Raw genomic sequence first — 24,505 nt, 5'->3', positions numbered from 1 at the left:
CTAGTAGCTGCAGCTTTTTTAGCAAGGAGGAAAAATGACTATCAAATCAATCATTCATTCTAAAAAGCATCCAGTCTTCAACATTGAAACCTTTGGAGAAGTTTCAAGCACAACAAATCCGTATAGCTATTACAAAAATGTGAGTGATACAAAGGGCTTAACCTTTGACGTCAGCAATCAAAAAGTATTAGCAAATATGGATGTTCACGGCACTGTACAGAGTGTAACTTTCTATCAAAATAACCATCTGACCGAAGAAAAACCAGGTGTATGGGTAAATAAACAGATGACTCAAAGCAACAATCTTGCTCTCACTGTCAAGGTGGCGGGGATGGATTATGATCTCTCACAGACGGATCATCGAGTAGAGGTCGACATCATCCACGACAGCCTGCCGCGCTTTATCCACCACTATCCAACATTTAAAGTAATAGTTATTCCCTTTGCTCCAATAATCGAGGGCAAACGGTTAAGCATGCTGGTTCAACAGGTAGCTATCGTTAGTGAGACGCAAAGGCCGCTTCAAGCAGCAGTGAATCGTATGCCTTTGTATCAAAATAAGTACTCTGACAAGCAGAACCTTCTGATCCATCAGAAAGGGAGCGAGCAGATCGTCAATTTTGGTGAAACTGCCACATTTTCAGTCGCCTTTGTCGATCCTAATGCGTTTAAAGAGGTGCCTCTCTTTCAACAATCAGATACTGAGATTTGGTTGCTGGATACGTTAAATTATTTTGATGAATTATTTGGCGATTTAGAGCTGCCAGATGAAAAAATCAAACACCTGTATAACCGAGCGATCTACCAAAGCTTTTCAAGCTTTGGGATGAATCCTGACAATCAGATTGTTGGAAATAACTGGGGGAGTTACCCAGCAACAAACCGTATTTGGAACAAAGATATGTATTATTCCTCACTGCCTTTTCTTTTCTTCGATAAGGAATTATGCCAGAAAACGATCCTGTGGTTTGATCAATACGGAATAAAATTTCCTGGTTCAAAATTTCCCGGAGGCATCAATCATTCCTTGAGTAATTCTTTAGCGAGTACCATCTTAGCAGTTCTTTATTATGAGCATACTTCGGATTTAGACTTCTTTGATGGCTATCCGGAGGTTTTAGACAATGCGATAACCATCGTGGATGAAGTGTTGGCTCAACAGCAGCCAAACGAGCCGATGCTTTTTGAATCTACTTGGATTTCTGACGCCTTTGCATTAGGCAAATACCATACAGGCAGCAATCTTTGTCTTTGGAAAGCCTGTGATGGTTTGGCGGAAATATTGGCCGTGCAAGGCTATTCGGTAGAAAGTAAAAGATATAAAGATGCCGCCAAAGAGATCAAGGACGCGATTTGTAAACAAATGACGACAGAAGGTCCTTTTGGTCCCCAGTTTTTAGAAGGAATCGGAGAGGAAGAACGGACGAAATACGCCGTCAGCCATTATCAAAAACCGATTTTAGAGCAGGGGCTCATCTTTTTGAGCGATGTGATCAAGGATGGAAAAATAGATTTACTAATGCATGATGGAGAGGAATCAGATACAACCTTGATTCCCTTTTATCAATTTTTAGCAAAGGATGAGCCATTGTATCAACATACGTTGGCTTTTGCCGCAAGTAGTGCGAACCCCACCTATAGTGAAGAAATCAAAGGAATTACCTGGGGGTTAGAATCTGGGGCGACATTTCCCGGATTTATTACCGTTTTAATGAGTGAGTTGGACAATGAAGAAGGCTTCTCAAAGCGCCTGCAAGAACTGTTCTGCTTGGCGGATTTGGATGGCTCATGGTGGTGGTGGCCCTATCGATTGGATGCATCAAGGGGCGATGTTGTGAGAGATTTTGGCTGTGGGAAGTGTGGCTGGGCAGCGGGAATTTTTGTCAGTATGATGCTCAGTCAATATTTCGGCTTAACCTTCATCCAAGGTGTATTACAGGTTAAGCCACTCCCAAATCTTGAGTTTACATGGTCGAAGCTGCATTTTGGCAAGGCCTTTCTGTCGATTGAATATACGAAGACGTATCTAAATATTACGAATTTATCCGAAGAATTGTTAACAATTAGGAAAAATGACGAAGTTGTCGTTCTTGGAAAAGAGGAAAAAATCAGAATTGAGAGGGAAATCAAATGAGTCTATTAAAGGATATTACACAGTTTAAAAAAATCCAAAGTCGAGCGATCACACCAGAAAATCCAACTGGTGAAAAAGGGAAAGCAGCCATGCTTCCTAGCTCTTTAGGGCCTAGCAGAAAAGGAAGAGGCGCGATTCCGCTACCTTCAGGGGAAGAAACAGTGATCGCTGAAATAACCGGTCCGGGAATGATTCGCCATATGTGGATGACGATCCGAGACCGCACGGAATTCGGCAGCTTTGTCTTGCGTGACCTGATTCTTAGAATTTACTGGGACAATTCAGAACGTCCAGCAGTCGAAAGTCCGTTAGGTGATTTTTTCTGTAATGGATTTGGTGAACGCTGCGATGTTAACTCATTACCAATTGTAGTGAATCCTACCGGAGGATTTAACTCGTATTTTGAGATGCCCTTTCAAAATTCGGCAAAAATTACGATTGAGAATTTGCATCCAAAAGATATGACGTCCTTTTTCTATACGATTAATTACGCTTTAGTGGATGAGCTTGCAGAGAATAGTATGTACTTCCATGCCCATTGGCGTCGAGAAAGAATCACCACGCTCCAAGAGGATTATCAATTGATCGATGGATTAAAAGGTCAGGGCTATTATGTTGGAACATATCTCGCGCTAACCTGTTTGGAACGGTACTGGTGGGGTGAAGGAGAGTTTAAGTTCTACATCGATGGTGACACGGACTACCCTACAGTCACCTCTACAGGCTCTGAAGACTATTTTGGAGGGGCATGGGCCTTTCATGAATACGATGAATTTGGTCGACCACATGCAAAAAACTATTGCACACCATTTTTGGGATATCCATTTCAATCGAATCGAGATGCCACAAGGGATCGTTTTGAGACTGGAAAGTTGAATGCTGTGCATGCTTTTGGTGATGATGCTTTGCCGCGACACGGTCTTTATCGTTGGCATCTTCAAGATCCAATCTGCTTTACTCAGGATTTGACCGTTAGTCTGCAACAAATCGGGAATGATGATGTCGAGCTTTTTGAGCGTCAAGATGATGTAGCTAGTGTCGCTTATTGGTACTCTACGGATGCTATGGGGGATGAAAAGCGGAAATTTAGCAAGCGCGATCGTATGCCTCGATAGTAAGGAAAATGCATAGAGGACATGGATTGGAGGAAAAGGTATGCTCTATGGTGCAATTGAAGCAGGCGGGACCAAATTCGTTTGTGCGATTGGTGATGAGGCGTTGACGATTATTGAACGGGTGAGTTTTCCAACGACAACTCCTGAGGAAACGATGCAACGAGTGATTGACTTCTTTGAAGAATACCGTGATGAATTAGTTAGTATTGGGGTTGGGTCTTTTGGGCCGATTGATCTTCAGCGAACTTCCGCGACTTACGGATTTATCACGTCTACGCCAAAATTGGCTTGGCAGAATTTTGATTTTGTGGGTACATTGAAACGGACCTTTGATGTATCGATTTCCTGGACGACAGATGTAAATGCTGCCTGTTATGGAGAATATGTGTTGGGGCATGGCAAGGGACTATCCAGCGTGGTTTATTACACCGTGGGAACAGGAATCGGAGGTGGAGCGATTCAAAACGGAAGGTTCATCGAAGGCTTCAGCCATCCAGAAATGGGCCACATGCTGATTAAGCGACACCCGAAGGACCTGTTCGCTGGGAATTGTCCCTTTCATCATGATTGTCTGGAAGGGCTGGCAGCAGGACCGGCCATTGAAAAACGAATGGGAGTCAAAGGGCAGGAATTGTTGGAAGAGGATGCTTTTTGGGCTATTGAGGCCTCTTATATTGCGCAATGCGCCTATAACACAACACTGATTCTTTCACCAGATGTCATTATTTTTGGTGGTGGCGTGATGAAGCAGGAGCATTTAAAAAAGAAGGTGCAAGCGGAATTTGTCCGACTTATCAATGGTTATGTGGACACCCCGGCTGTCAGTGATTATATTGTTACTCCAAAGTTAGCTGATAATGCCGGAATAATCGGCTGCTTGGCTCTGGCCAGAGATCAAAAGAATCTGTAAATACGACTATACTTGAGGATTCTATTATTTTAACGAAGCGCAATCTCCCCAATGGGATGATTGCGCTTCGTTGTGCATGGAAATGGAGGTAGGCAATGCTTTGAAAGAATATATCAAACTTTTAGACACTTTTCGATCGTTATGGCGATAGCGTAGTGGTACAATCATGAGTGAGGCGTTTTATTCAAATCTATTCCACTCAAAATAGATAGAGTATTTAATAAATGTTTTTTTATTAGCCTTTAAACTAGTTCTACGATTGATTTTCTCCCACCTTCTCTTTGAATTAGTATGATACTAGTAAAATATTCGTTTTAATGATGGTCACCAAAAAAATCTCCTCGGTAACAACTCTGCAACAACTCCTCTTTATACTAAAGAATAGATAAGGACGAATCGTTCAACAAAAAAGAGAGGATGAGGAAGATGAATTTTTTTAAGGAAAAGAAGCTATGGGGAATTACGCTGCTGGTCACATTGGGGTTGATTTGCGTCATGATTGTCGGGATTTTTTTCTCACAGGGAAGAACAGAAGCCAGTTTGGAGAAGCAGGAAAGTGAACCGATCGAAGTCACGATTCGCAAGGAAGATGAGCTATACAAAAATCATCCAACTCTGTCTCAAGAAGTGATCAAAAAGGTCTGTGAGAAATTTGATTTAGACTATAACACGGTGACAAATGCGGAATTGACCGAAGAAATGATTGATTATGAGATGGTCGTCTATTCTCTGATCACAAACGGCGATCATGCGGTGTTGACTAGCGCAAAAAAGGATGACACGAAAATGAGCTTAGAGGAAGAAATCGGCGATATCTATGCCTTTCACGGAGCGAAGGAGGTCATCGAGGAAGTCTGTGGAGCAGCTGGCATCGATGCTTCCACGGCGAAAATCAAGGATTTGAGTGAAGAGACATTACTTTTGATTCACGAACGTGCCTATCAAACTTCCGACCACCCTAAAAACTAAGGAAGGAGCAGTCTTATGGCAAGCATTGGGATTATCGAGGATGACCGCAGTATCAGCGAATTGGTCAAGCGGACACTGGAAAAATCAGGGCATCGCTGCTACCAGTTTTTCACTGGCGAGGAAGCAGTCAAAGGAATCAAAAAAGAGCAGCTGCAGCTCCTGTTGCTGGATGTGGGCTTGCCTGATAGTGACGGCTTTTCCTTGATCCAACGCCTGCCTAAGCTGCCGACGATTTACCTGACTGCCAGAGACGAGATCACGGATCGTGTCAAAGGTCTGCAGCTAGGGGCGGAGGACTATATTATTAAGCCCTTTGCGATGGCGGAGCTGTTGGCACGAATCGAGGTGGTCCTACGGCGATATTATCCGCGAGACAGCTGGATTGAACTGGAGGAGCACGTCCGCATCCATTTGGATGAAAAAAGAGTTTATCAGGGCGAAACGGAACTTACCTTAACAACGCAGGAATTTTTGCTTCTGGAGGCTTTACTCGTGAATAAGAACATCGCCTTATCCCGCGAACAGCTTCTCGATATCGCATGGGGGATGGATTATTTAGGAGACATTCGCACAGTCGATGTCCATATTCAACGACTGCGCAGTAAATTAGGCTTAAAGAAATCCATCAAGACAGTGTTTAAATACGGTTATCGATTGGAGATGGACTGATGCAGCTATGGCGAAAATATTTTTTTGTGGCTCATGGTCTGTTCGCGCTCATTTTTGCCATCAGCTTAATGCTTTTTATTAGCGGAAATTTCAAAAATGAGCTTCACCACATGGCGGACCTGTCAAGAATCGAACGAGACACCCTTATCAACACATTGGAAAAATGGTATCGATTGAAGGCGGAGCCTCGTGATATTATTGAGCATTGCCATCAGTACGCAGCGAACGATATTTTTTTAGAGGTAAAGGAAGACGGGCAGGTTCTGGTGGATACAATCGATGAAAAAATCCGAGGTGAGCAGGGTCTGAGTCAGCCAATCCACAAAAGAAACGACAAGGAATTTTTGACCTTAGAGGATTCCTTCAAGAATTATCAAGGAAAGACGATCTCCTTGCTCTACGCAAAAAATATCCATCCAGTCTATGAACACCACTATCAGCGAATTCTTCAAGGAATCGCCTTATTCAGTCTATGCAATATCATCGTGGCGCTGCTTTTGTATCAGATGATGAAAAAAATCTATCAGCCGATCGAAAACATCGCTCATGAATTACGGACACCGCTAACAACGATTCAGGGCTATTCCGATTATCTGATTCGGGTAAAGACAGACGAAGAAGAAAATTTCTTTGTCGCTGAACAAATCAATGGACAAGCCATTTACTTGAAGGAGCTGATCGAAAAGCTGCTGATCATCGGGAATTTGAAGGATCAGCCGATTCATGTTGCGCAGTTTTCTTTAGCAGAATGCCTTTCCGAGTTTCAAACAATCTATCCTAATTTGACGATTCATGGAACTCTGCCAAAGCTTAGAGGAAATGAAGTGCTGATCAAGGCACTCTTCAGTAATTTATTGTCCAACGCCTATCGTGAAAGCCAGGATGTCTGGATCACAGCGACTGGCGCGACGATCCAAGTCGGCAATCGGGGAAACATCCTTCGTCCAGAGCTTTTGAATAAATTGAATCAAGGACTCTCTTTAAAGGAAAAAGAGATCTCCGGCATGGGCAAAGGGGTAATTATCTGTCATGAAATTATGGCCTACCATCATGGCAAGCTGAGCTATACCTCGGATGAAGGAGGGACGATCGCTTCTCTTAAATTTAAAGACGCGGATGTGCAGGGATAAGGCAAATAATCTTAAGCTGATTAACATAGTAAACACCGACTATCTTCTCTCACCTAGATAAGAGAAGATAGTCGGTATTTTTGTGGTAATTTAAATAGTACCGATCTTGAATCCGCTAGTATTTCTCGAAACTTTCTGGCTAAACGAGTCCTTCATTCAATCTTCGCTGCATGACCTTCACACAATCAGATACCGGACTGATGATCCCATCCTGGATCGTACCCATTCTTTTTTGTAAGGCTAGACAGGTAATTGGTCCAAAATTGCCATCTGAGGGCACACTTAATAAAGCTTGGAGTCTACGGATCATGTTCGAACCGCCATTTCCAAACTGAACAGAGGGGATCGCTTGATTCGCCGGATTTCTGATTTGACCGCTGATGATGCCGTCTTTGATCATGCAATTTAATACTTCTTGTAATCGTCTGGTGGTGGCAGGTCCCCATGAACCATCAATTGCTAACATTCGTTGCTGGCCGACATTTTCGCTTGGACCTGCGATACTCGTGTTCTTCACCCGAAAATAGCGAACGGGTAAGCCTGAATAGTCACCCATCCAGCCGATTGCTTTGGTGACAGCGATGTTCTGGCAGCCTTTGGAATAGGTGCAATGTAAGGCCTCGCCATTGATATCGCTCAAGAATACCGATAGGTAAACCTTTGAAGTTATCGCCAGTTTTTCCCCCGGTCCACACCGTACGTGAGACTTTCACCTCATACGGCGTTCCATCATTTTAGTTAAAAGTTGTTTTTTCTTAATCGTTTTAAAACAGGCATAATTGAATAGCTTCGCTGGTACGTAAACCTAGTAGAGAGACTGAGATAGGGTTTCGATAAGCCATTTTTCGTAGTTCATTCACTTTTTTAAGCTGGGCTTCTGTTAGTCGTAAGTTGAAGATTTTGGTTAAAATGGCGTCTATATTTTTTAGATGTATCAGTTCATGAACGTCTTTGCTGAGAATAATGAGATTCTCATACGAATTGTCCTTAGAGACGTACCATGGAATTTTATGATGACAGTGGACTTCGAACATCGACAATTCCTGTTTTGTGATACCGCATTTACCGTTTTGGGCGACGAATTTAGATAATCTGTTGTCATCAAATTCTACTGACGATCTTTCACCGCGACTAATAGTTTCTCTCAGCCATTTAAGTTTCCATTCTGGAATCTTTCTCAAATTTGAATGAATCTCGTTTCTCCCCTCATGGGTATATTTATTTATGGATAGCTTCTTGTTCATCGGGTTACGATGTTGAACGAATCCGATAGGTACAATAGGTCGATCCTTTATATATCTCATCATTGGGGTAGCTAGGTAAGGGAGAATATTCCTATCTGTTCCCGTGTAATTCCCTTTTTTACTCAGCCCCAATTTGGAGAGCCTATTCACCATGGTTAATAGGATTTCATAGTGAATGTCGTTTAGATCGATGTTAACCATTGTAGCTATTCTATAGTAGTTGTGAATTCCGATTACTTTGCTGTTATAGATACCTATGCTTCTTATTGCCTTATCCCTATTTTGCGATTTTTGAATAACCTTAATTTGTTCTTTGAGTTGAGATTTAATAGTTTTCAGAGCTTTTTTGCTTATATGCGAGCGCATTACGTAGGTGTTCCTTTTGGGTTTCATTGTTAGCTCAAAACCCAAAAATTCCCTCTTTTGTTTCTTTAGGTTTGTGATTTGCGATTTTTCTTCTGATATCGGGAGTTTTAGGCGCTCCTTCAGCCATAGCTTAACAGCTATGAATATTTTTTGAGCGTCCTTTCTTGTTCTACAAAATATTTTGAAGTCATCTGCGTATCGGACAAGATACATTTCTTTTAGTGTTGTTGACTTACGCAATTTGCGATAAATATTTCCCTTATCGGGGTATCCTCGCTTGTCGAACAGTGATTTTAGTTCTTTACACGTTCTTTGTTCCCATTGCTTCGCAATCCACCAATCAAACTCATTTAGGCAGACGTTAGCTAATAAGGGCGAGAGGATACCACCTTGGGGTGTTCCTTTATTAGGTATAACAATTTTGTTGTCAGGAAATTTAATTGGAGCTTTCAAGATTTTCCTTATAATCACTAAAAGTTGCTTGTCTTGAATACCCAGTGTCCATAATTGGCGCATTAACTTGGTGTGATTTACCTCGTCAAAGAATCCTTTAATGTCTACGTCTACGACGTATTGTAATTGCCCCAAGGTTATCCTTTGATGGCACACTGCTATTGCATGTTCCGTAGAACGATTGGGTCGAAAACCATAATTATGTTTGTAAAATTTCGCTTCACATATGGGCTCTAAAACCTGTAGAATACATTGTAGAATCATTCTATCCCAAATCGAAGGAATTCCTAGCGGTCGGATTTTTCCGTTAGCTTTAGGAATGTTCACACGTTTAACCTGTCTAGGGTTATAGTGTTGAAACTTCTTTTTGATAATCTTCAAGAATGTAGAAGTTGAAAGAACTTCGATATCGGAGATCGTTTTGCCATCAACACTCGGCGTGGAACTGCCAGTATTGCGCTTGATATTTCGAAAGGCTAGAAGAATATTATTATCAGATAGGACAAATCGCATGAGATTCTTAAATAGTTTGTTTTCAGAGCTCCTTTGATAGAGCGAGTCCATAGAATCTGTCATACCGTAATACTCTGCGTATCTCAAAGAATTATTTTTGGTTATTTGTTGTCTCATGGGATAACCACCAACTTTCTCTAAGGATATTTTAGTGGTTCTTTTTAGTCTTACAAGAATCCATGATTTTAATTAAGTTTTACTTTTAAATACTAAAATGACTTGTGGCTGTTCCTCCAGTTTCATTACAAAACTTTCAACGGTCGTGCCACTACTTTCACCACTGTAAAGAAGAGTTATGATTTTCTCTTCACCGCTTCAAAAGGTGTGTGTCCTTCCACGTCAGTGGTTTCCAACGTTCCCTTAAATTTATCTGTGCATATTAGGTTAGGTGCTCGCTTTACCCCTGCATCTACTGTACTGCCTGTAACAGTACCAGGATTTTCATAGTTTATATTTTTACTCATCCCTGAAATGCGCCAACACATGGGAGGGCCTTACCATTTCTAGTAAGTTACCGTTAAGGAGCGTACATTCGCAAGTTCGTCAGTCCGCAAGGACATTCTCACCATACTAATTTTATAGAGCCCCGACCTATTAGTTACAACCATCAGATGATTTTTCGGTTGCCATATTCTGGTACTACGGTAACTGTCAGTCGACTTCACCGAGCTTCAAACCGCATGATTTCACACGTTCATGCCGCATGTCGGAGTATTAGGCTGGATGCTTTCGGTTGTTAGTCCGTCATTTCATCCATCAATTTAAGAGTTCACACTCTTGTTAAGTATTCTAAATACTTTTCAAAGCGTGCATAGCCTTTTCAGCTATGAACGTTTCGCACAAAAGCCGGTATGTCCAGCTGATCCCAGTGATGCACCTTCATGACCGGCAATCCACAGATTTCCTCGCCGAACCTCTGAGCGGCTGATTTCTTCAAGAAGCGATCCATTTAAACCGAAAAGAGTTTCGGTATTTCCGATGAAGGAATCAGTAGACAAAAAGCCTGCCGCGATCAGCGCACGGAAAACAAAACTAGAACAATCCATTGAATACGCGCCAAGGCGGTTGGACATGGAGTAACAGACCTTTCCTCGCAAATGTAGCCCGTATTGCAGAGCGATTTCAGTCGTGGGCATCTGATTCACCCCCTACTGAATATTGTCTTCCTGATCGTCTTTATCAGGCGTTTTCCCCACATCTCGCTCAAAGACTCGCAGCCATTTCTGCAGCCAAGTGATTTTCAGTCCGAATTCATGGGCATTTTCCAGAATCGAGCCAATCTCGTAAACGATCAGTAAAGCCGTCCAGATCAGGGCGACATTGATGGGTAACGTGATCCCAACGGTTGGCGCTATTTTGTCTAGTGCAGCCGCGCAGATAATCGTTGAAAAGGTGATGAATTTGGTGAATAAACCATAGAGATTAATGGAGGACACCCAAGTATGACTTTTTAAGGCTTTAACGTATCCAGTGGTGAGATCCAGTCCAACCATCGTCAGAAAAACACCCATGATCGGCACGCTTCCGCCGAATAAATAATCGAGGAGACTCCCTCCAGTTACGATTGATAAAAGGTTCATGTACATACCTCGCTTTCTAAAATTATTTGTAAACACCCGCGATTTTCGTCGCAGGTGTCAGTAAAAAGTTATTCCCCTACGCAGTATGAAATTGTCAATGATCGAGTGTAATCGCGAAAAGGCTATTCCCGCGGAATTTCAGTGGGTCCTTCTTTATTTTTCTTCCTGATCTTATGGAGCCATTGAAGTAGTCCGTTTCGTTCGTTTGTTTCTTGGCTTAACAGGTCAGGTTCAGCCGATGAAACAAAAGCTTGTTTTTGTTCGTTATTTTCGATGGACTTCGTTTTCGGTTGTGAAAATGACACTTTTACTTCGGACTTCTCCACTGGTTCAATACTAGTTAACCGCTTGAAATAGTGACCATATGGTGTTACTGGTAATACCGTGTGTTTTGGTGCTTCCACTTTTTCTTGCGGTTCATCCGCCACCTTAAAACAACCGACTTCTTCACAGCTGGCTTCTTTGGCAGGCTTGCCGTAATAGGTAAGTCCCTTCGTTTCCGTGTCCGGACCAAACATCACCGTGTCAATGTGGGTCAAAACTTTTGCCGTGACAACCGAATCAAATAGTTTTACGCCGTTTTCTGTACAAATATCTAACTTCGTCAATAGTTCGCAAGCTTCTTTGATCTTTGGTGTTGGCAGGTCGGGTCCGAGCCCTTTATAGGTCCAGTCATGGGTGCTGCCGTCGCCTTTGCCAAAGGTCACAATTAAATCTTCGGTCATTGCTCTATTTCCTTTCTTTGATTTTTTCTGCGTAGGTTATTTGTTAAAGCTTATTTTTTCAAGGTTCGTTGGTTTCTTCGGGACGGGCAAATGAAAAGAAGGAACGGACTTTTGACACGACTTTTTCTCCAAAGCTTCTTCGTGGTGAGACTCTTTGCGGAACAATTTTAGAACACAAGGTCTGCCACTCAGGTGCCATAAAGTAATCTTCAAAATAATGGAAGAAGCGCTTCATGGAACGTGTTGCTTTCGTGTTCATAAACAGCTCACGGACGAGATCCTTTAGAAAATGATTAAACTCCGCCGCTCCAAGCTGATTGCGTACCTTTGTGGCTAAAATGTATTGGATCGTGATACTGCTATTTTGTGTAGCTTGATAAAAATTAGTGATGCGTGTTTCCAGTGTTTTTGGTTTTAGGTTAAATAGCTGTCGGAACGACAGGGGTTGAATCTGCATCATGGGTTCTCATCCTTTCTTTTATTAGAGGAAGGCGGCAGCGCTACCGCCATTCCTCAATCGTTGATTTAGAAAATAATTCGTTCGATGGTTTCGACGTACTTGGCGGTTTCCACGGTGTGGAAGAGTTCCGCGCCGTCTTTTTGACAAAGCTTCACGCTGGTCATACGTTCTAATAAACCTTTGATCTCTGTGTCTGTTTTGGTAGTGTCTGGATCATTGAAGCTCCAGATTTGATTTCTGCCAAAGCTATTTTTAAAAGTTGCGACGATTTTTAGCATTTAAATTCCTCCTTATTTGGTGTAACGTGCTTGGCTGGTTAACACCACGCCATACAGCTCACTGCCTTCTACCGATAGTTCCTTCATGATTTCGCCTAGCTCCAAAACTTTTTCTTCGCTGGGCTCTCCGATCACATTCGCGAAGCTGATCTTCTTCACTTTCTCTCCGCCTGCGTCGATCTCTACTTGTAATTTGTTTCCGATGTGTTGAATCATTTGAATTCCTCCAATAAATTTTTTTGTTCCGGCCGGTGACTAGAATATAAACGGTTTCAAAAAAGAATGCGAATCGCAAATTTGCATTTTACCCCTCAAATTTGCAGGTTTTCAACACAAGATTAGGCTTTGTGAGAGGTTAAGCGGCAAATTTGGGGGTGCAAATGCAATTTTGCTATTTGACAAATTTTACATTTTACTACTTTATGGCAAGCGTTGATTTGAAGGGGCTTTGGGCAGATATTCTCTCCAAATCAATTCGAAATAGTCCAATTTGGCTTAAGGTTTTCTTAATAAACAGCAGTTCAAAATTTAAATAAACCGGACATGATGTAATTGAGTAATGATTTAGAATTTAACAACTAGGATAGGCAAATCGTGAGGTAATGGGGGCTTTTCTAGTCTTAAGAACAGTCTTTGGTGCGCAAATCGTTTTCCGGAATAGGTTTAATCATCAAGGAATCGAAAGGAGATGCCTAAATTAGAAAAGATGAAGGATTGCACCTTCACAAGTAAGAACCCTGCGAGGCTCTAAAACGAGTCGCGCAGGGGTTTCCTGAGTTCTACAGGTAAATATCCTTGTATTTTTCCGATAGTTCCATCATATATCTCTGATGGAAGGCTCCGCGGTCAGTGATCCATTGTTGTAAGAAGGAACGCTTGCGTAATGTTCGCATGAAGGGGGTGACTGGTAGCTGGAGATAATTTAGTGGGTCACCTTTATAGTTAAGAGTGATCGAATACTCACGCCTTAAATAGCATAAAGAATAGATAGCTCTTTCGGCTTGCTCTAAGAAACTGCGCTTTTGCATTGGGATTTCTAACACTAGGCCATTAATCAGTTCCACAAAGGTAGACTTTTCGATTGTTTGCAGCTCATAAATGTCCAGAGGGTTCACCCACGAACAGTCATCCGTTGATTCTAGCGGACATAGGACAAAGTGCCAATTCACAAAAGGAACCTTATACGATGGAAGTCCGTCGATCGTCTTAAAGCAGTGCCGTGTCACCGAATAATCAAAAAAACGATGAGTTTGATGGAAAGTGCTCAATGTGTCAAAGGTGCTTTTATCAGTAAAGGAATGTTGATTTTCACGGATGATGATTGTTCCTACATCGCATGGTGCTGCCAGCAACGCTGTAATCGGTTTCAAATCGAAACGATTAAACGCAGGTGCATTTTCCAACAGAGCTAACCAATCCACAGACATCTTCTTGTTGAATAAAATCTTTTCAAAAAACTCTTCATTTGACATGTGCATCACTCCTCAAATCTTAATAGCTACAGTATACATAAAAATAACTATTCAATTTCTTTAATTAATTTTAAGGATAACGCATTTAGTAAAAAGACAGTGGAGAAGTGTATTCCGGATAAAATTAATAGCCATTCAATCAATGTTCTATTTAGATAGAAAAACTCTTTTTTAATATCAATATCTATAATTTTGGTTTGTTATTTAGTTTGAGATGTGGTTTTCTTTTTAAGAAATAAAAATGACACTAAAAAACTAGTGATGAAAAAGAATTGCAGAGTTAAAAGACAAAGAAAGAACCATCGAAGAAGGATTTTCTTTGATGGTTGAAATAGATTGATTTGTATGAAAAGAAAACAATAGAAAAATGTAAAAATATTTATTAAGTAGCAATAATTATTCTTTCCTGTTTTAAATAAAAACATGAAAACTGACAAATAACCAGAAAAGAACATCATTTATTTGTTTAACATTAGTTTTACATTACAAATTATAGGATATTATAAGGAGAATTGCAATAATAAATTAAAATTTATATTTATCATTTAACTTTTAGAGTTAGTTTGTAGTGAAAACTTTCTAGAAAGTCTAATGAAAAGTAACAATTGCAAGGACCGTCAATAATCCTCGTCAAACTAGATAGAAGGAGTGGTTATTTTATGAACAACCTACCAAATAAAGGAAACAATATCTATTATAGAAAAGATGGTCGATGGGAAGGACGTTATGCGATCGGCAGAAAGAGCGATGGCAGACTCAAATATGGGTATGTATATGATAAGACCTATCAAGCTGTCAGAGAAAAATTGATTCCATTAAAGCAACAGTCAGATAGAATGATCGAGCTATATGGAAAAAGTCTGATGACCTAGAATGAATGGATCATTCAATGGAAAAAGACTATTCATAAGACAATCAAAGCTTCCACGTATTCTGACTACTGTTACAAAATTTCTCGTTACTTACTTCCAAACTTAGGAAATCTACCATTGTACCAATTGACTTCCGAGCGAGTTCAGGAAATGATTGATCACTTTATAGAAAGAAATCTTTCTCCGAATAGTATTCAAATTATTATTTGTTTATTGAAGAAGACACTCAATGACGCAAAGAAACATGGACTTCTGTTTAAGAATCCCTGCGATACTGTCCAGTTACCTAAAAGGAATGTTCAAAAGGTTCGTGCATTGACGATCGAGCAACAGAGAGCACTGCTGGATGCAATAGAAGATAGCGAAGACGATAAAGCACAAGCAGTAGCTTTGGCGTTGAATACTGGGATGCGGATTGGGGAAGTTGCAGCGCTGAAATGGGAAAACGTTGATTTCGCCAGAGGCATCCTTTCCATTAATCAAACATGTAATCGAGTACAAAGTAATCAGAATAAAAAGACCATTGTCAATTATGATTCAGTAAAAAGTGCGTCATCACACCGTATTATCCCCATGAATCAGAAAGTCCAACAATTATTAAGGAGTTTAAAGGAAGAAAATACGAGTGAGTTTGTATTCTCTATAGGAAAGAAAGGGTGTGAGCCACGTGTGCTGACTTATCATTTTCATCAGCTACGAAAACAAGCGAAGCTCGAGAATATTCATTTTCATCAATTGCGTCATACCTTCGCGACACGTTGCTTAGAAGCAAAAGTCGGGATCGCATCAGTCAGTGCTTTGTTAGGGCATTCATCCACCAAGATGACGCTGGACGTGTATTCCGATTCCATGATGGAAGAGCGTATAACAGCTGTTTATGCCATTGAAGCCTTGGCTGGGTAACTGAAAATTATTAATTCTCACATAAAGATTAATAAAAATAACTTAATCTTTTGCGATGGAGAAGAAGCGTTTTACTTTCTCGGGGTAAGCGCTATCATTTTTGGTTAGACGGTGAAAGTCATGTTTTAAGGGATAAATCATTAATTATTAAGAAAATATTAAGAATGATTTCTGATGAATTAGCAATTTTGTTATTTAATTATGTGAATCATCCTCATGGAAAGCCGTCAGAACGAACCGTCAATCTATGTACTCTATATGAAAACAAGCTCTTTGAATTACTACTTATTTTTATTTAAAACAAGACAAATCCCAAACAGCAGAAAATAAGTCACACGAATTAAGTTTACCATTTCTTTTCGACTATTTTTCCATTTTTTTCGGTATCAATGGCAACGGCTGTTTGATATATAAATCTCAAAAAAAATAAAAAAGAGGGAGAGAAAAGAGATGAAGAAAAAATTATTTGCTGGCATGCTAGCCAGCGCGACCGTTTTAGGGATGTTTGTGGCAGGAGGTACGGCACTAGCAGCGGAAGTGGATAACTCGGAGTCAGAAGTAGGTATTGGCTTTGCCATGCACGGTCCTGGTACAAATCCTGGAGATTTACAGATTCGCTGGACACCATTGGAGTTAGACTTTGGATCATCAAATACTGTGAACATCGCAGTGCATGATTTCGTGGAACAGGATGAAGCAGGCGGCGTTCATAAATATGCCGTGGTAGAAGATAAACGTGACCATACTTCGGGCGATGTGGAATGGAAGCTGACCGCAAAAGTGGATGAGCTGGTAAGTACGTCAAATCCGGCAACAAAATTAACTGGTGCTGTCTTGAAGTTTGATACAGATAAACATGGCTATCAAGGAACGATCTCACCAGAAATTTCAGGTATTATTCCAGCAACAATCTCACATACGGCAACAATGGCTGCAAGTTATAGCTTAACTACAGGGGCTGTCACAGCGACAGATGTGATGCAAGATGGAGATATCGGTTCAAGTGTGACTTCATTTGAAGGAAATACAGCAATGGAAATGAAAAACATTAAATTGACCGTACCAGCGAACACAGCGAAAAAGGGTCATCATTATACTGGAGACTTAACTTGGTCATTGGATGACACGATCTAATGAAGACAAAAAGAGGAGCAGGAGGGCGTCTCCTCTCCCCTTTTTTATTGGAGGTGGACGCCATGACACGAGGAAAAAATTTTAAGCGTAGTTGTTTATTCTTTCTATTAGTAATGATCAGTTTTTGTTTTCCATTAATGTCCCATGCTGCGGACGATCAAGGGGCGGCTGGATATACGGTGGAGAGCATTATTCCTGAGAATCAATTCGATAAGAAGCGGACCTTCTTCTATTTAAATATGGAGCCTAGCCAAAAGCAGACGGTTCAGGTGAAGGTCATCAGCACACAAAAAGAACCCGTGACCGTACATGTCGCTGTTCATGATGCGGTGAGCAGTTCTGTTGGCGCGATCGATTATGCGCAGGAGAAGCCAAAACTGGACAAAAGCTTGAAGCAGCCGATCACCAGCTTCGTCAAGGTGAAGGATGGTGTCAAAGAAGTCACTGTCCAAAAACATGAGGAAAAGATCGTAGAGTTTGACATTGAAATGCCGAGTGAAGCATTTTCTGGAGTTAAATTAGGTTCTGTTCGTTTCTTGCGAAAAGCCGATGAAACGGATAAGAAGAAAACCGGATTGGTACCAGAATACGCGCGTGTGATCGCCTTGATGTTGACGGAAGATGAAGAGACCTTCAATCATGGGGCTGAGCTGCATTTGAAGAAAGTCGACTTGGATCTTTCTCATGGGCGAAAGGTTGTCTCAGCGAATATCCAGAACGACCAACCAAAAGTCCTGCAGGATATGACGATCAAAGGTGCCGTGAAGAAGAAAGGAGAGAACAAGACCATCGTCAAGCACGAGATGGAGAACTTTTCTGTCGCCCCGAATTCGAATTTCAACTTTGAGATGCCCCTTGGCTTGGAGCGTTTCGCAGCGGGAACTTACGTTTTTACTGGAACAGCGCAGGGCGATGGGCGTACTTGGAAATGGGAAGAAGAATTCACAGTAGGAAGTGCTCAGGCGGATAAGGTTAATGATGAGACGGTCTATAAAGTCCTTGTACCATCATGGGTACCGTGGACAGGAGCTGGATTGTTGATCGCTTTGATCGGATTGATCGCGTACCTTATCTATCGTCAGAAACAGTGGCAGACCCAGAAGCATGAAGAGGAGTGAGGGATGTGAAACGAAAAAAATGGCTGATACTCTTTTCAATAGTCGCATTGTTTTCCCCGCTTTCTGCTTTTGGGGAGGAGAGAGAGGATCAGGTAGGTATCAGCTTTAAGGAAGAACAGCCAGTTGACCCCAAAGAACCTGTCGAGCCAAAAGAACCGATCAATCCAGCGCCAAGCGATCCCGATCCACTGCCCTATTATGAGGAACCAAGATGGGTAACACCTTTCAACAATGTCTTGCCCTATACATTAGGCAGTGCCAGAAACTACTATGCGCGAGAAAGCCGCAGCTTACCAAAAACAGGAGAAAACCGTCAGATAGGAATACAATGGACAGGATTTTTGTGTGTTGCGTGCAGCTTCTGGCTCTTTCTCTTTACCCGACTAAAGGAGGAGGAAGACGATGAACAAGAAATTTCATAAATATCTTGGACTAGCCTTATTACTAGCCTCATCCCTTCCTTTTTCGCTGGTCTATGCGGAAACAGTCGAGGAAGTGCCGACTGGTGAAACCACGATCAGTTCGCTGGCGGATGATCCGTTGAAGGAGTATAAGGAGAAGGCTGCGAATCAAGTTTCTACTATAGAAAGTGAGCCTGAGACAGAAGCATCAGAAGATAAGGCGGAAGTGAAGTCGGAGGAAGATACGCCGACTAGTGAGACCAGTAAAGAGGATGTGCCGGAAGAAGAAACGAAGCCTAAGCCACAGCCCAGAGGCGGAGGTGGGATAGGACCGCAGACGATGAATCTAATTGAAGGCGTGGATATAGATGCGAATTTAGCTGTTTTATTAAGAACTGGCAATCAAGGAAATGCTACTGGTGATGTAACTAGACCAGGATTTACTGGATATGGTAAACCAGCAAACGGATTGACTGATGATGATTTAGAAACTTTAACTTATTTAAATGTTATGAGTAAAGGGCTGACCAGTATTAAAGGTTTAGAGTATGCATCCAATTTGGAGACGTTACTCCGTGCGAATAATACACTAACAGTGTTAAATGTAAAACCATTTCCGAAACTAAAAAATTTGACTTGCTCATCTACTTCGATTTCAGAAATAGATGTTACTCAAAACCCAGATTTAATAGGATTAACTTGCGGCTATAACCCACTAAATGGTCTAGATGTTAGCAAGAATCTTAAATTGATATCTCTGGATTGCGCAGGAAGCTCGCTAACATCATTAGACGTCAGTAAAAATTTGGATTTAATGTATTTACAATGCGAGAGTAATCCTTTAGGTGTTTTAGATGTAACATCAAATTCTGAGTTAACTCAGTTAATTTGCCGAAGTACCCAGTTAGTATCATTGGATGTTACCCAGAATTTAAAGTTAAAGTGGTTATGGTGTCAGCAGAATAATTTAGGCACGCTAGACGTGAGTAAAAATATTGAATTGACAGACCTATGGTGTACTGGTACTAGTCTGAATAGTTTGGATGTAAGTCAAAATACACAGCTCGAAAATCTGTACTGTGAGAGAAATTATTTAAAAGACCTAGACTTGTCTAAAAATACGGAGTTAAATGTAGTGCATTGTGAAAAGAACGAATTGAAAGCATTGAACTTAAGTAACAATTCAGAATTAAGGGACTTAAACTGTTCAGAAAATCAATTGAGAGATATTACCTCATTTTTCGGATTGAATAATTTGACAATGCTAAATGCAGATAAACAAATAATTCTTATTCCAATTCCAACTATTACTAATAATCAATTGACTGTAGATGTACTCAAGACGACAGCCCATCAGGGGTTAAGTGCATGGAATAATTCAATTCCCGGTTCGCCAGTTTTATCTATTAATGGAGATAATATTCAATTAGGCAATGTCACGAGGGATTCATTAGATGGCTCTAATCTAGGGTTTAGCTATGATGGTTCTCAATTAACTGAAGGAGCACTTTCAGGTAATAAAAAATTCTCTGGAGAGATTCGCTTCTTCATTGCCAGTGAACTACTAACAGATATACAACCAAAAATCAAGAAAGTGAATTCAGGTAAAGAGGTTCAATGGACTTGGACGGTTATTTGTACAACGTCAAAGAAAGCTGAAAATATTCACGCTTCAATCTCATTACCGCCGGGTTTAGTAATCGATCCAAGTAGTATTGAAAAAGATGGAAGTTTGACTACTATAAATGACATTAATGGAACGAATTCTTTAGGTGACTTAGGTCAAGGGGAGAGTATCACGTTTACCTTTACAACAACAGCTACAGGTGTTGTTGATGATTGGTTGGAAGCAGCTGGGCGACTAGATTGGGAAGATGATACGATTGCTAGTCCGTATCATAATGAAGCAAAAGGAAAAGTTCAAATTCAAGATGACGAACAAAGTTATACTCCTAGAGATTTAGCAGATATGGCTCTTCAATCAGTCCCAATCTATTTCAACCACGGCACAAACCCAATCGTCAACACTGCTCAAACGTATTATCTGCATTTGATGAACTATCAATCAAACACAAATGTCGTGATTGATGGCTTCTACACGCGAATCAAGGATGATCGTTCGACCAGCACTGGTTGGAAACTAACTGCGAAGTTATCTGATTTCAAAGACAGCTCAAATACCCCGATGCCAAATGGTGCGGGAACACAATTGAAGCTGGAGAACATGTCGATTGAGAGAGTGACGGACAGGGATACACCGCAGGAAGTGATTGATCCAGCGCCATCGGGTGCGGATGTGCCTAGCAGTGTTCAGTCTACGGAAACATTAGTCGCGGGGCAACCAACGGCGAAGACACTGGTTTCTGCACAGCCGAATGAGGGGCAGGATACGTGGCAGCTGCGGATGCCGTTTGACGATATTTCCTTGAACTTGCCAGCGAATGCGGGTAAAAAAGGAACGGTCTACAAGGCGAAACTAACGTGGTCATTGGATGACACACCTTAGAAAATTGGAGGAGATTTTATGACGATTCCAGTATGGCTGGGAATCTTCGGCGCGATTGCCTTGGGAGGATTGATCAGTTTTCTACTTTTCTTTATCAAGGACAGTCGATTACGGATGGAATATGGGAAGAAGTCGACGGTATTGTTAGTTGATTGCGGCTTATTGTTTATCATGCTGCTGGCGATCGGTGCGGCGATCTTCCTGTATCTTGATTGGCAGGCGCAGCTGAATTACTTTTTAGGAAATTAACATGAGGGGAGTAAGTGTGAAAGCTTACTTCCTTTAAAAATAAAGAAGGGAGTCAAGGAATGAAACCGATTTTGATTTTGACCAAGAACCTCGTGATCGAACACGACCTGCAGCAACAGCTCCAGCACTTGAACTACGAGGTGTTCTGTTCGGTCGACCTGCTGGAGTGTCTGAAGGCCAGTGTAAATCAGAAGGACGAGAAATACGACACACTGAGGCACTATTTGCTAAACTATCAGGCAGTCATTTTGAGCGAGACCATCGCCGACTCTGAGATTCGTGAGCTGATCCCGATCTTGAAATCAGAGAAGCGGGCACTTTTGCGGAAGTTAGGCAACAAGCCGAATTCAAACGAAGAAGAACAGCTAAAACAGCTCGGTGTGGCGGATTGGCTGTTCATCAACCAATCGATCGATTATTTACGGGAGCAGCTGTCTGAAAAGCTGGCTCCGTATCAAAAGGATGAGACGAATATTGTCTTTCTTTACCAGAACGAGCCCATTCGACCAACGGGAAATCTCACTCAACTGAAACAAAGCCTGACGAATCGGGAACGAAACATGCTGAACTGCCTGATCCAATCAAAGGGCGGCATTGTTTCCAGAGAAAAACTCTGTTCACGTCTATGGAACGATGAGCCGAACAATTCGCATCTCTCTCAGACTTCAGTCTTGGTAAAGCGGATCAAGATGAAGCTAGAGATTGCCGGCTTCGACCCAGAGATGCTTCAAACCGTTTGGGGCAGCGGCTATCGATTGGCGAAGGGCGTGTTTGAGAAGGATTTTTTGGTAAGGGTTTAGCAGGGGAAGCGTGATTCACATAGGATAGATTTGAGTAATAGGTTCTTGAAGAAAATGTGTTCTTGGGGGAAATGAAAACTGAATGATTATTTTGTGAGATAGCTGATGGTATTGGCGTCTCTTTTTTTGATGAAATCAAATGATAGATTTTCGTATGATTGGTTTTATCCTTTTGCAGGTAACTGGTAGGACATTGAGTATCCATCTGTCGTAACCGTCAAGTAGAAATGAGCCAATTTCGGTCATTAATTTTGAGCCACTTTTCTATTGATGCTTTTTCACCCCAAAAAAGAGTTTATAGAATATATATTCTATAAACTCTTTTAGTCTTTTTGAAAAATGACTTTTACCAATCTCAAAAGCTTATTGATGAAATCTTCTGATACAGTCTCAACATAGTTGAAATCTCTCGCCTTAAAATCTATTGCTACTAACTGGTCGAGAAGAACTTTTCCAGTCGTTTTACTTTCGGGATTCATAGAAACATACAAAGGGTAATTCCTTTTGGTATTGGATATTGGAGCAACAATTACTAGCCCTGAAGTTTTAGCTAATTCCTTATAACTCAAACAAATATAAGGTCTGTATCCTTGTTGCTCATGTCCTTGCTTGGGATCTAGATTGATTTTGATTATATCGCCTTGCTTAACCATGCTTACCATTTTTCTTTTCCTACCGGTTTGAACATTACTATTTCACTATCAAAAGGTTCCTCTTCATAGTCTTTGAAAAGTTCCTCCCAAGTCAATTCGTCTTCAACGTCTTTTTCCAAAATTAGTTTACCATTTTTAATTTCTGCTTTGAGAAATTCACCTTGTTTTACTCCCAATGATTTTAATAAATCAGTTGGTAGTCGTAGACCGCTAGAATTGCCCCATTTATTAACTGCTAGTTTTAACATATGAGTCACACTCCTTCTCTTACTACCTTTATTATACCACGTTCGGATATACATTGTATATTCATTATCCTTCTTAACTGACTCCTTAATCTTTATCATTTTTTGCAGTGCCTTTTTGATTTCATTTATAGGTAAATGCCTAATCACTGGGTACCTATGAAGTCATTCCATCTCCATTTATACTTGATCTATCAAGTGAAGGGGTTTCTATTAGAAAAATTGGTAACGACATTCATCGTAGCCCGTCTACCATTTCAGATTTGAAAATATGTTCTTGGGGAAAGTGAAAACTGAATGATTTTATTGTGAGATAGCTGATGGTATTGGCATCTCTTTTTTTGGTTGGGAGAATACGCTGATTCATACGTGGAAGTTTTTTTAGTTAATCAGGTAAAATAGCCTGGTCTTATTAGTTTGAATTGCCAATTTGATTTTGAAGCCAGAGCTATACCAAAGCATTGTAATGATGAAGCTCAATCATTTATATCGATGATTGAGCTATTGTGCCTAAAGAAGGAGCAATGTTCGATACACAAGAAAATCGCTATATCACGAGAGAGTGAATGAACAAGTACCAATAGAAGGAAAGCTTCAGTGGTATCTAAATGGTGTGGCTTATTCATTTGTCGTTGAAGCTGCCATTCTTTATTTTTATTCTTCATATGATTGGGATTGTCTTTGAGGAAACTTGTTTATCCACCAATGAGAATCAGAGTAGAATCAAACAGCAGATTATTATATTTCATAGGATAGATTTATAAAAAAATTGGTAATGCACTTACCTCTTGTTGCAAACAAGATCAAATGCATTGCCAATTTTTTCATCCTCAATGTTGAGAGATTATAGTAGATGGAAATTTGCTAATTTTTAGTAATGATCATTCTCATTACTAATTACAGGAAAAACCTTGTATCTCTATTTCCTATTCAGCTCTCTGACAAGCTCGATATCTAACCCCGTTGCTTCGGAAACTTGTTCGACAGAAATTCCCATCTTTAAAAAATTAACAGCAAGTCTACGTTTTTCATGCTGTATCCCTTTCTTGACGCCCTTTTCTATCCCTTTTTCTTGAGCGTCTTCCAGCTCTGCTTCACGGATAGCTCTGGCTTTATCGATTTTCATGATTATCTCTTTTTCCTCGCTTTCTAATGTTAAAAAATCAGTTTTCCTTTTGGCTTCTTTGATATAGTCAGGGGCATTCTCGGTCACTTCACCAGTCTTTAGAAAATATTGCCAATGATAGACAGCGGCTTGTTTATCGATATTCTCGTTTTTCAAGCTGAGAAAGCATAGCGTCAGTAACTCCTTCTCATTTCTATTTACAAAAGGTCGGTACGTCTCTTCATTCAATAGCCGAAATGTCTGTAAAGCTTGTTCCTTTTGATCAAATAAATGAAAATCTACAATGTTGATGCCATAAGCAGGGCGCAAGCTTGAAAAATTACTTTTTGTTTCTGCTTCCTTGGTTTCAGTATTTCCAAAAGGGGAGCGAAACGCTTCCGCTAAGTAGAAAATCACCCGTTCATGAAAATACGAATGTGACTGGATCTGACATTCGATCGTCGTATGACTGCCATCTTCAGAAGTAGCTAAGATATCTAC

26 protein-coding genes and 1 pseudogene are annotated in these 24,505 nt (G+C 40.8%); 14 read left to right on the top strand and 13 right to left on the bottom strand.

Annotated elements, in window-relative coordinates; genetic code table 11:
- The first annotated feature begins 34 nt into the window (after positions 1 to 34).
- The 6 genes from AC4J95_RS08270 (at position 35) to AC4J95_RS08245 (ending at position 6,927) form a co-directional block, all read left to right on the top strand.
- Positions 35 to 2,134: a glycoside hydrolase gene (locus AC4J95_RS08270; RefSeq protein ID WP_494549463.1), complete on the top strand. Its 2,100-nt coding sequence runs from the start codon at positions 35 to 37 to the stop codon at positions 2,132 to 2,134.
- On the top strand, positions 2,131 to 3,249 hold the full coding sequence (locus tag AC4J95_RS08265) for a glycoside hydrolase family 172 protein (protein ID WP_494549462.1): 1,119 nt from the start codon (positions 2,131 to 2,133) through the stop codon (positions 3,247 to 3,249). Before AC4J95_RS08270 ends, AC4J95_RS08265 begins: the two co-directional genes overlap by 4 nt.
- A gap of 40 nt (positions 3,250 to 3,289) precedes the next feature.
- Positions 3,290 to 4,159, top strand: a complete 870-nt coding sequence (scrK, locus tag AC4J95_RS08260) for a fructokinase ScrK (RefSeq protein ID WP_494549461.1) — start codon at positions 3,290 to 3,292, stop codon at positions 4,157 to 4,159.
- 426 nt (positions 4,160 to 4,585) lie between these two features.
- Positions 4,586 to 5,128 carry a hypothetical protein gene (locus AC4J95_RS08255; protein WP_494549460.1) on the top strand — a complete coding sequence of 181 codons (543 nt, stop codon included), beginning with the start codon at positions 4,586 to 4,588 and terminating at the stop codon, positions 5,126 to 5,128.
- A gap of 15 nt (positions 5,129 to 5,143) precedes the next feature.
- On the top strand, positions 5,144 to 5,797 hold the full coding sequence (locus AC4J95_RS08250; protein ID WP_494549459.1) for a response regulator transcription factor: 654 nt from the start codon (positions 5,144 to 5,146) through the stop codon (positions 5,795 to 5,797).
- Entirely contained in the window at positions 5,797 to 6,927 is a 1,131-nt protein-coding gene (locus tag AC4J95_RS08245) for a sensor histidine kinase (RefSeq protein WP_494549458.1), read from the top strand. Before AC4J95_RS08250 ends, AC4J95_RS08245 begins: the two co-directional genes overlap by 1 nt.
- 139 nt (positions 6,928 to 7,066) lie before the next feature.
- Here the strand turns inward: AC4J95_RS08245 and AC4J95_RS08240 are convergent, their stop codons facing one another.
- From AC4J95_RS08240 to AC4J95_RS08195, 10 genes and pseudogenes are all read right to left on the bottom strand, one after another.
- Complete coding sequence (locus AC4J95_RS08240) at positions 7,067 to 7,567, bottom strand: peptidoglycan-binding domain-containing protein (protein WP_494549457.1); 501 nt, start codon at positions 7,565 to 7,567, stop codon at positions 7,067 to 7,069.
- A 124-nt stretch (positions 7,568 to 7,691) separates the two neighbouring features.
- Positions 7,692 to 9,620 (bottom strand): group II intron reverse transcriptase/maturase, encoded by a 1,929-nt coding sequence (gene ltrA / locus AC4J95_RS08235; RefSeq protein WP_494549456.1) that lies wholly within the window; start codon positions 9,618 to 9,620, stop codon positions 7,692 to 7,694.
- Positions 9,621 to 9,796: 176 nt separating this feature from the next.
- Positions 9,797 to 9,988, bottom strand: coding sequence for a hypothetical protein (locus tag AC4J95_RS08230; protein WP_494549455.1), 192 nt, complete (start codon positions 9,986 to 9,988; stop codon positions 9,797 to 9,799).
- Positions 9,989 to 10,345: 357 nt separating this feature from the next.
- Positions 10,346 to 10,639, bottom strand: a pseudogene (locus AC4J95_RS08225) (peptidoglycan amidohydrolase family protein); the annotation flags it as partial.
- 12 nt (positions 10,640 to 10,651) lie between these two features.
- The gene (locus tag AC4J95_RS08220; protein ID WP_494549454.1) at positions 10,652 to 11,083 is read right to left on the bottom strand and encodes a phage holin family protein; all 432 of its coding nucleotides are present in this window, start codon (positions 11,081 to 11,083) and stop codon (positions 10,652 to 10,654) included.
- A 122-nt stretch (positions 11,084 to 11,205) separates the two neighbouring features.
- The gene (locus AC4J95_RS08215; RefSeq protein WP_494549453.1) at positions 11,206 to 11,808 is read right to left on the bottom strand and encodes a DUF2922 family protein; all 603 of its coding nucleotides are present in this window, start codon (positions 11,806 to 11,808) and stop codon (positions 11,206 to 11,208) included.
- Positions 11,809 to 11,866: 58 nt separating this feature from the next.
- Positions 11,867 to 12,265: a hypothetical protein gene (locus tag AC4J95_RS08210; RefSeq protein ID WP_494549522.1), complete on the bottom strand. Its 399-nt coding sequence runs from the start codon at positions 12,263 to 12,265 to the stop codon at positions 11,867 to 11,869.
- A gap of 68 nt (positions 12,266 to 12,333) precedes the next feature.
- Positions 12,334 to 12,546: a DUF2922 family protein gene (locus AC4J95_RS08205; protein ID WP_494549452.1), complete on the bottom strand. Its 213-nt coding sequence runs from the start codon at positions 12,544 to 12,546 to the stop codon at positions 12,334 to 12,336.
- Between the two features lie 12 nt (positions 12,547 to 12,558).
- Positions 12,559 to 12,762, bottom strand: coding sequence for a hypothetical protein (locus AC4J95_RS08200; protein ID WP_494549451.1), 204 nt, complete (start codon positions 12,760 to 12,762; stop codon positions 12,559 to 12,561).
- A gap of 563 nt (positions 12,763 to 13,325) precedes the next feature.
- Positions 13,326 to 14,018: a hypothetical protein gene (locus AC4J95_RS08195; RefSeq protein WP_494549450.1), complete on the bottom strand. Its 693-nt coding sequence runs from the start codon at positions 14,016 to 14,018 to the stop codon at positions 13,326 to 13,328.
- Between the two features lie 659 nt (positions 14,019 to 14,677).
- On the opposite strand from AC4J95_RS08195, the gene AC4J95_RS08190 reads away from it, so the two are divergent.
- From AC4J95_RS08190 to AC4J95_RS08155, 8 genes are all read left to right on the top strand, one after another.
- Positions 14,678 to 14,890: a hypothetical protein gene (locus AC4J95_RS08190; RefSeq protein ID WP_494549449.1), complete on the top strand. Its 213-nt coding sequence runs from the start codon at positions 14,678 to 14,680 to the stop codon at positions 14,888 to 14,890.
- Between the two features lie 9 nt (positions 14,891 to 14,899).
- Positions 14,900 to 15,793: a tyrosine-type recombinase/integrase gene (locus AC4J95_RS08185; protein ID WP_494549521.1), complete on the top strand. Its 894-nt coding sequence runs from the start codon at positions 14,900 to 14,902 to the stop codon at positions 15,791 to 15,793.
- A gap of 450 nt (positions 15,794 to 16,243) precedes the next feature.
- Positions 16,244 to 16,927, top strand: a complete 684-nt coding sequence (locus AC4J95_RS08180; protein WP_494549448.1) for a WxL domain-containing protein — start codon at positions 16,244 to 16,246, stop codon at positions 16,925 to 16,927.
- A 62-nt stretch (positions 16,928 to 16,989) separates the two neighbouring features.
- Positions 16,990 to 18,045, top strand: coding sequence for a WxLIP family cell surface protein (locus AC4J95_RS08175; protein WP_494549447.1), 1,056 nt, complete (start codon positions 16,990 to 16,992; stop codon positions 18,043 to 18,045).
- Between the two features lie 5 nt (positions 18,046 to 18,050).
- Positions 18,051 to 18,467, top strand: a complete 417-nt coding sequence (locus AC4J95_RS08170) for an EF2685/EF0750 family sortase-dependent surface protein (RefSeq protein WP_494549446.1) — start codon at positions 18,051 to 18,053, stop codon at positions 18,465 to 18,467.
- On the top strand, positions 18,448 to 20,952 hold the full coding sequence (locus AC4J95_RS08165; RefSeq protein WP_494549445.1) for a WxL domain-containing protein: 2,505 nt from the start codon (positions 18,448 to 18,450) through the stop codon (positions 20,950 to 20,952). Before AC4J95_RS08170 ends, AC4J95_RS08165 begins: the two co-directional genes overlap by 20 nt.
- 18 nt (positions 20,953 to 20,970) lie before the next feature.
- Entirely contained in the window at positions 20,971 to 21,201 is a 231-nt protein-coding gene (locus tag AC4J95_RS08160) for a hypothetical protein (RefSeq protein ID WP_494549444.1), read from the top strand.
- Between the two features lie 59 nt (positions 21,202 to 21,260).
- Positions 21,261 to 22,001: a winged helix-turn-helix domain-containing protein gene (locus tag AC4J95_RS08155; protein ID WP_494549443.1), complete on the top strand. Its 741-nt coding sequence runs from the start codon at positions 21,261 to 21,263 to the stop codon at positions 21,999 to 22,001.
- Between the two features lie 323 nt (positions 22,002 to 22,324).
- Here AC4J95_RS08155 and AC4J95_RS08150 read toward each other — a convergent pair whose 3' ends face one another.
- The 3 genes from AC4J95_RS08150 to AC4J95_RS08140 all read right to left on the bottom strand — a co-directional run.
- A complete protein-coding gene (locus AC4J95_RS08150) occupies positions 22,325 to 22,663 on the bottom strand; it encodes a type II toxin-antitoxin system PemK/MazF family toxin (RefSeq protein WP_494549442.1) in 339 nt (112 codons plus the stop codon).
- A complete protein-coding gene (locus AC4J95_RS08145) occupies positions 22,657 to 22,902 on the bottom strand; it encodes an AbrB/MazE/SpoVT family DNA-binding domain-containing protein (protein WP_494549441.1) in 246 nt (81 codons plus the stop codon). Before AC4J95_RS08145 ends, AC4J95_RS08150 begins: the two co-directional genes overlap by 7 nt.
- Before the next feature lie 916 nt (positions 22,903 to 23,818).
- Positions 23,819 to 24,505 (bottom strand): Rpn family recombination-promoting nuclease/putative transposase (locus AC4J95_RS08140; protein ID WP_494549440.1); only part of this gene is annotated, 687 nt, incomplete at its 5' end.

This window comes from Enterococcus sp. GPZ-007, assembly GCF_059374735.1.
This window is presented reverse-complemented; position numbering and strand designations above follow the sequence as displayed.

What these genes read in the sequence shown, in the direction of transcription:
- AC4J95_RS08270 (WP_494549463.1), top strand. Translation starts at nt 35, where the DNA reads ATGACTATCAAATCAATCATTCATTCTAAAAAGCATCCAGTCTTCAAC.
- AC4J95_RS08155 (WP_494549443.1), top strand. Translation starts at nt 21,261, where the DNA reads ATGAAACCGATTTTGATTTTGACCAAGAACCTCGTGATCGAACACGAC.
- AC4J95_RS08180 (WP_494549448.1), top strand. Translation starts at nt 16,244, where the DNA reads ATGAAGAAAAAATTATTTGCTGGCATGCTAGCCAGCGCGACCGTTTTA.
- AC4J95_RS08220 (WP_494549454.1), bottom strand. Translation starts at nt 11,083, where the DNA reads ATGAACCTTTTATCAATCGTAACTGGAGGGAGTCTCCTCGATTATTTA.
- scrK (WP_494549461.1), top strand. Translation starts at nt 3,290, where the DNA reads ATGCTCTATGGTGCAATTGAAGCAGGCGGGACCAAATTCGTTTGTGCG.
- AC4J95_RS08245 (WP_494549458.1), top strand. Translation starts at nt 5,797, where the DNA reads ATGCAGCTATGGCGAAAATATTTTTTTGTGGCTCATGGTCTGTTCGCG.
- AC4J95_RS08175 (WP_494549447.1), top strand. Translation starts at nt 16,990, where the DNA reads ATGACACGAGGAAAAAATTTTAAGCGTAGTTGTTTATTCTTTCTATTA.
- AC4J95_RS08165 (WP_494549445.1), top strand. Translation starts at nt 18,448, where the DNA reads ATGAACAAGAAATTTCATAAATATCTTGGACTAGCCTTATTACTAGCC.
- ltrA (WP_494549456.1), bottom strand. Translation starts at nt 9,620, where the DNA reads ATGAGACAACAAATAACCAAAAATAATTCTTTGAGATACGCAGAGTAT.
- AC4J95_RS08160 (WP_494549444.1), top strand. Translation starts at nt 20,971, where the DNA reads ATGACGATTCCAGTATGGCTGGGAATCTTCGGCGCGATTGCCTTGGGA.
- AC4J95_RS08190 (WP_494549449.1), top strand. Translation starts at nt 14,678, where the DNA reads ATGAACAACCTACCAAATAAAGGAAACAATATCTATTATAGAAAAGAT.
- AC4J95_RS08205 (WP_494549452.1), bottom strand. Translation starts at nt 12,546, where the DNA reads ATGCTAAAAATCGTCGCAACTTTTAAAAATAGCTTTGGCAGAAATCAA.
- AC4J95_RS08215 (WP_494549453.1), bottom strand. Translation starts at nt 11,808, where the DNA reads ATGACCGAAGATTTAATTGTGACCTTTGGCAAAGGCGACGGCAGCACC.
- AC4J95_RS08210 (WP_494549522.1), bottom strand. Translation starts at nt 12,265, where the DNA reads ATGCAGATTCAACCCCTGTCGTTCCGACAGCTATTTAACCTAAAACCA.
- AC4J95_RS08200 (WP_494549451.1), bottom strand. Translation starts at nt 12,762, where the DNA reads ATGATTCAACACATCGGAAACAAATTACAAGTAGAGATCGACGCAGGC.
- AC4J95_RS08150 (WP_494549442.1), bottom strand. Translation starts at nt 22,663, where the DNA reads ATGGTAAGCATGGTTAAGCAAGGCGATATAATCAAAATCAATCTAGAT.
- AC4J95_RS08255 (WP_494549460.1), top strand. Translation starts at nt 4,586, where the DNA reads ATGAATTTTTTTAAGGAAAAGAAGCTATGGGGAATTACGCTGCTGGTC.
- AC4J95_RS08250 (WP_494549459.1), top strand. Translation starts at nt 5,144, where the DNA reads ATGGCAAGCATTGGGATTATCGAGGATGACCGCAGTATCAGCGAATTG.
- AC4J95_RS08145 (WP_494549441.1), bottom strand. Translation starts at nt 22,902, where the DNA reads ATGTTAAAACTAGCAGTTAATAAATGGGGCAATTCTAGCGGTCTACGA.
- AC4J95_RS08230 (WP_494549455.1), bottom strand. Translation starts at nt 9,988, where the DNA reads ATGTGTTGGCGCATTTCAGGGATGAGTAAAAATATAAACTATGAAAAT.
- AC4J95_RS08265 (WP_494549462.1), top strand. Translation starts at nt 2,131, where the DNA reads ATGAGTCTATTAAAGGATATTACACAGTTTAAAAAAATCCAAAGTCGA.
- AC4J95_RS08195 (WP_494549450.1), bottom strand. Translation starts at nt 14,018, where the DNA reads ATGTCAAATGAAGAGTTTTTTGAAAAGATTTTATTCAACAAGAAGATG.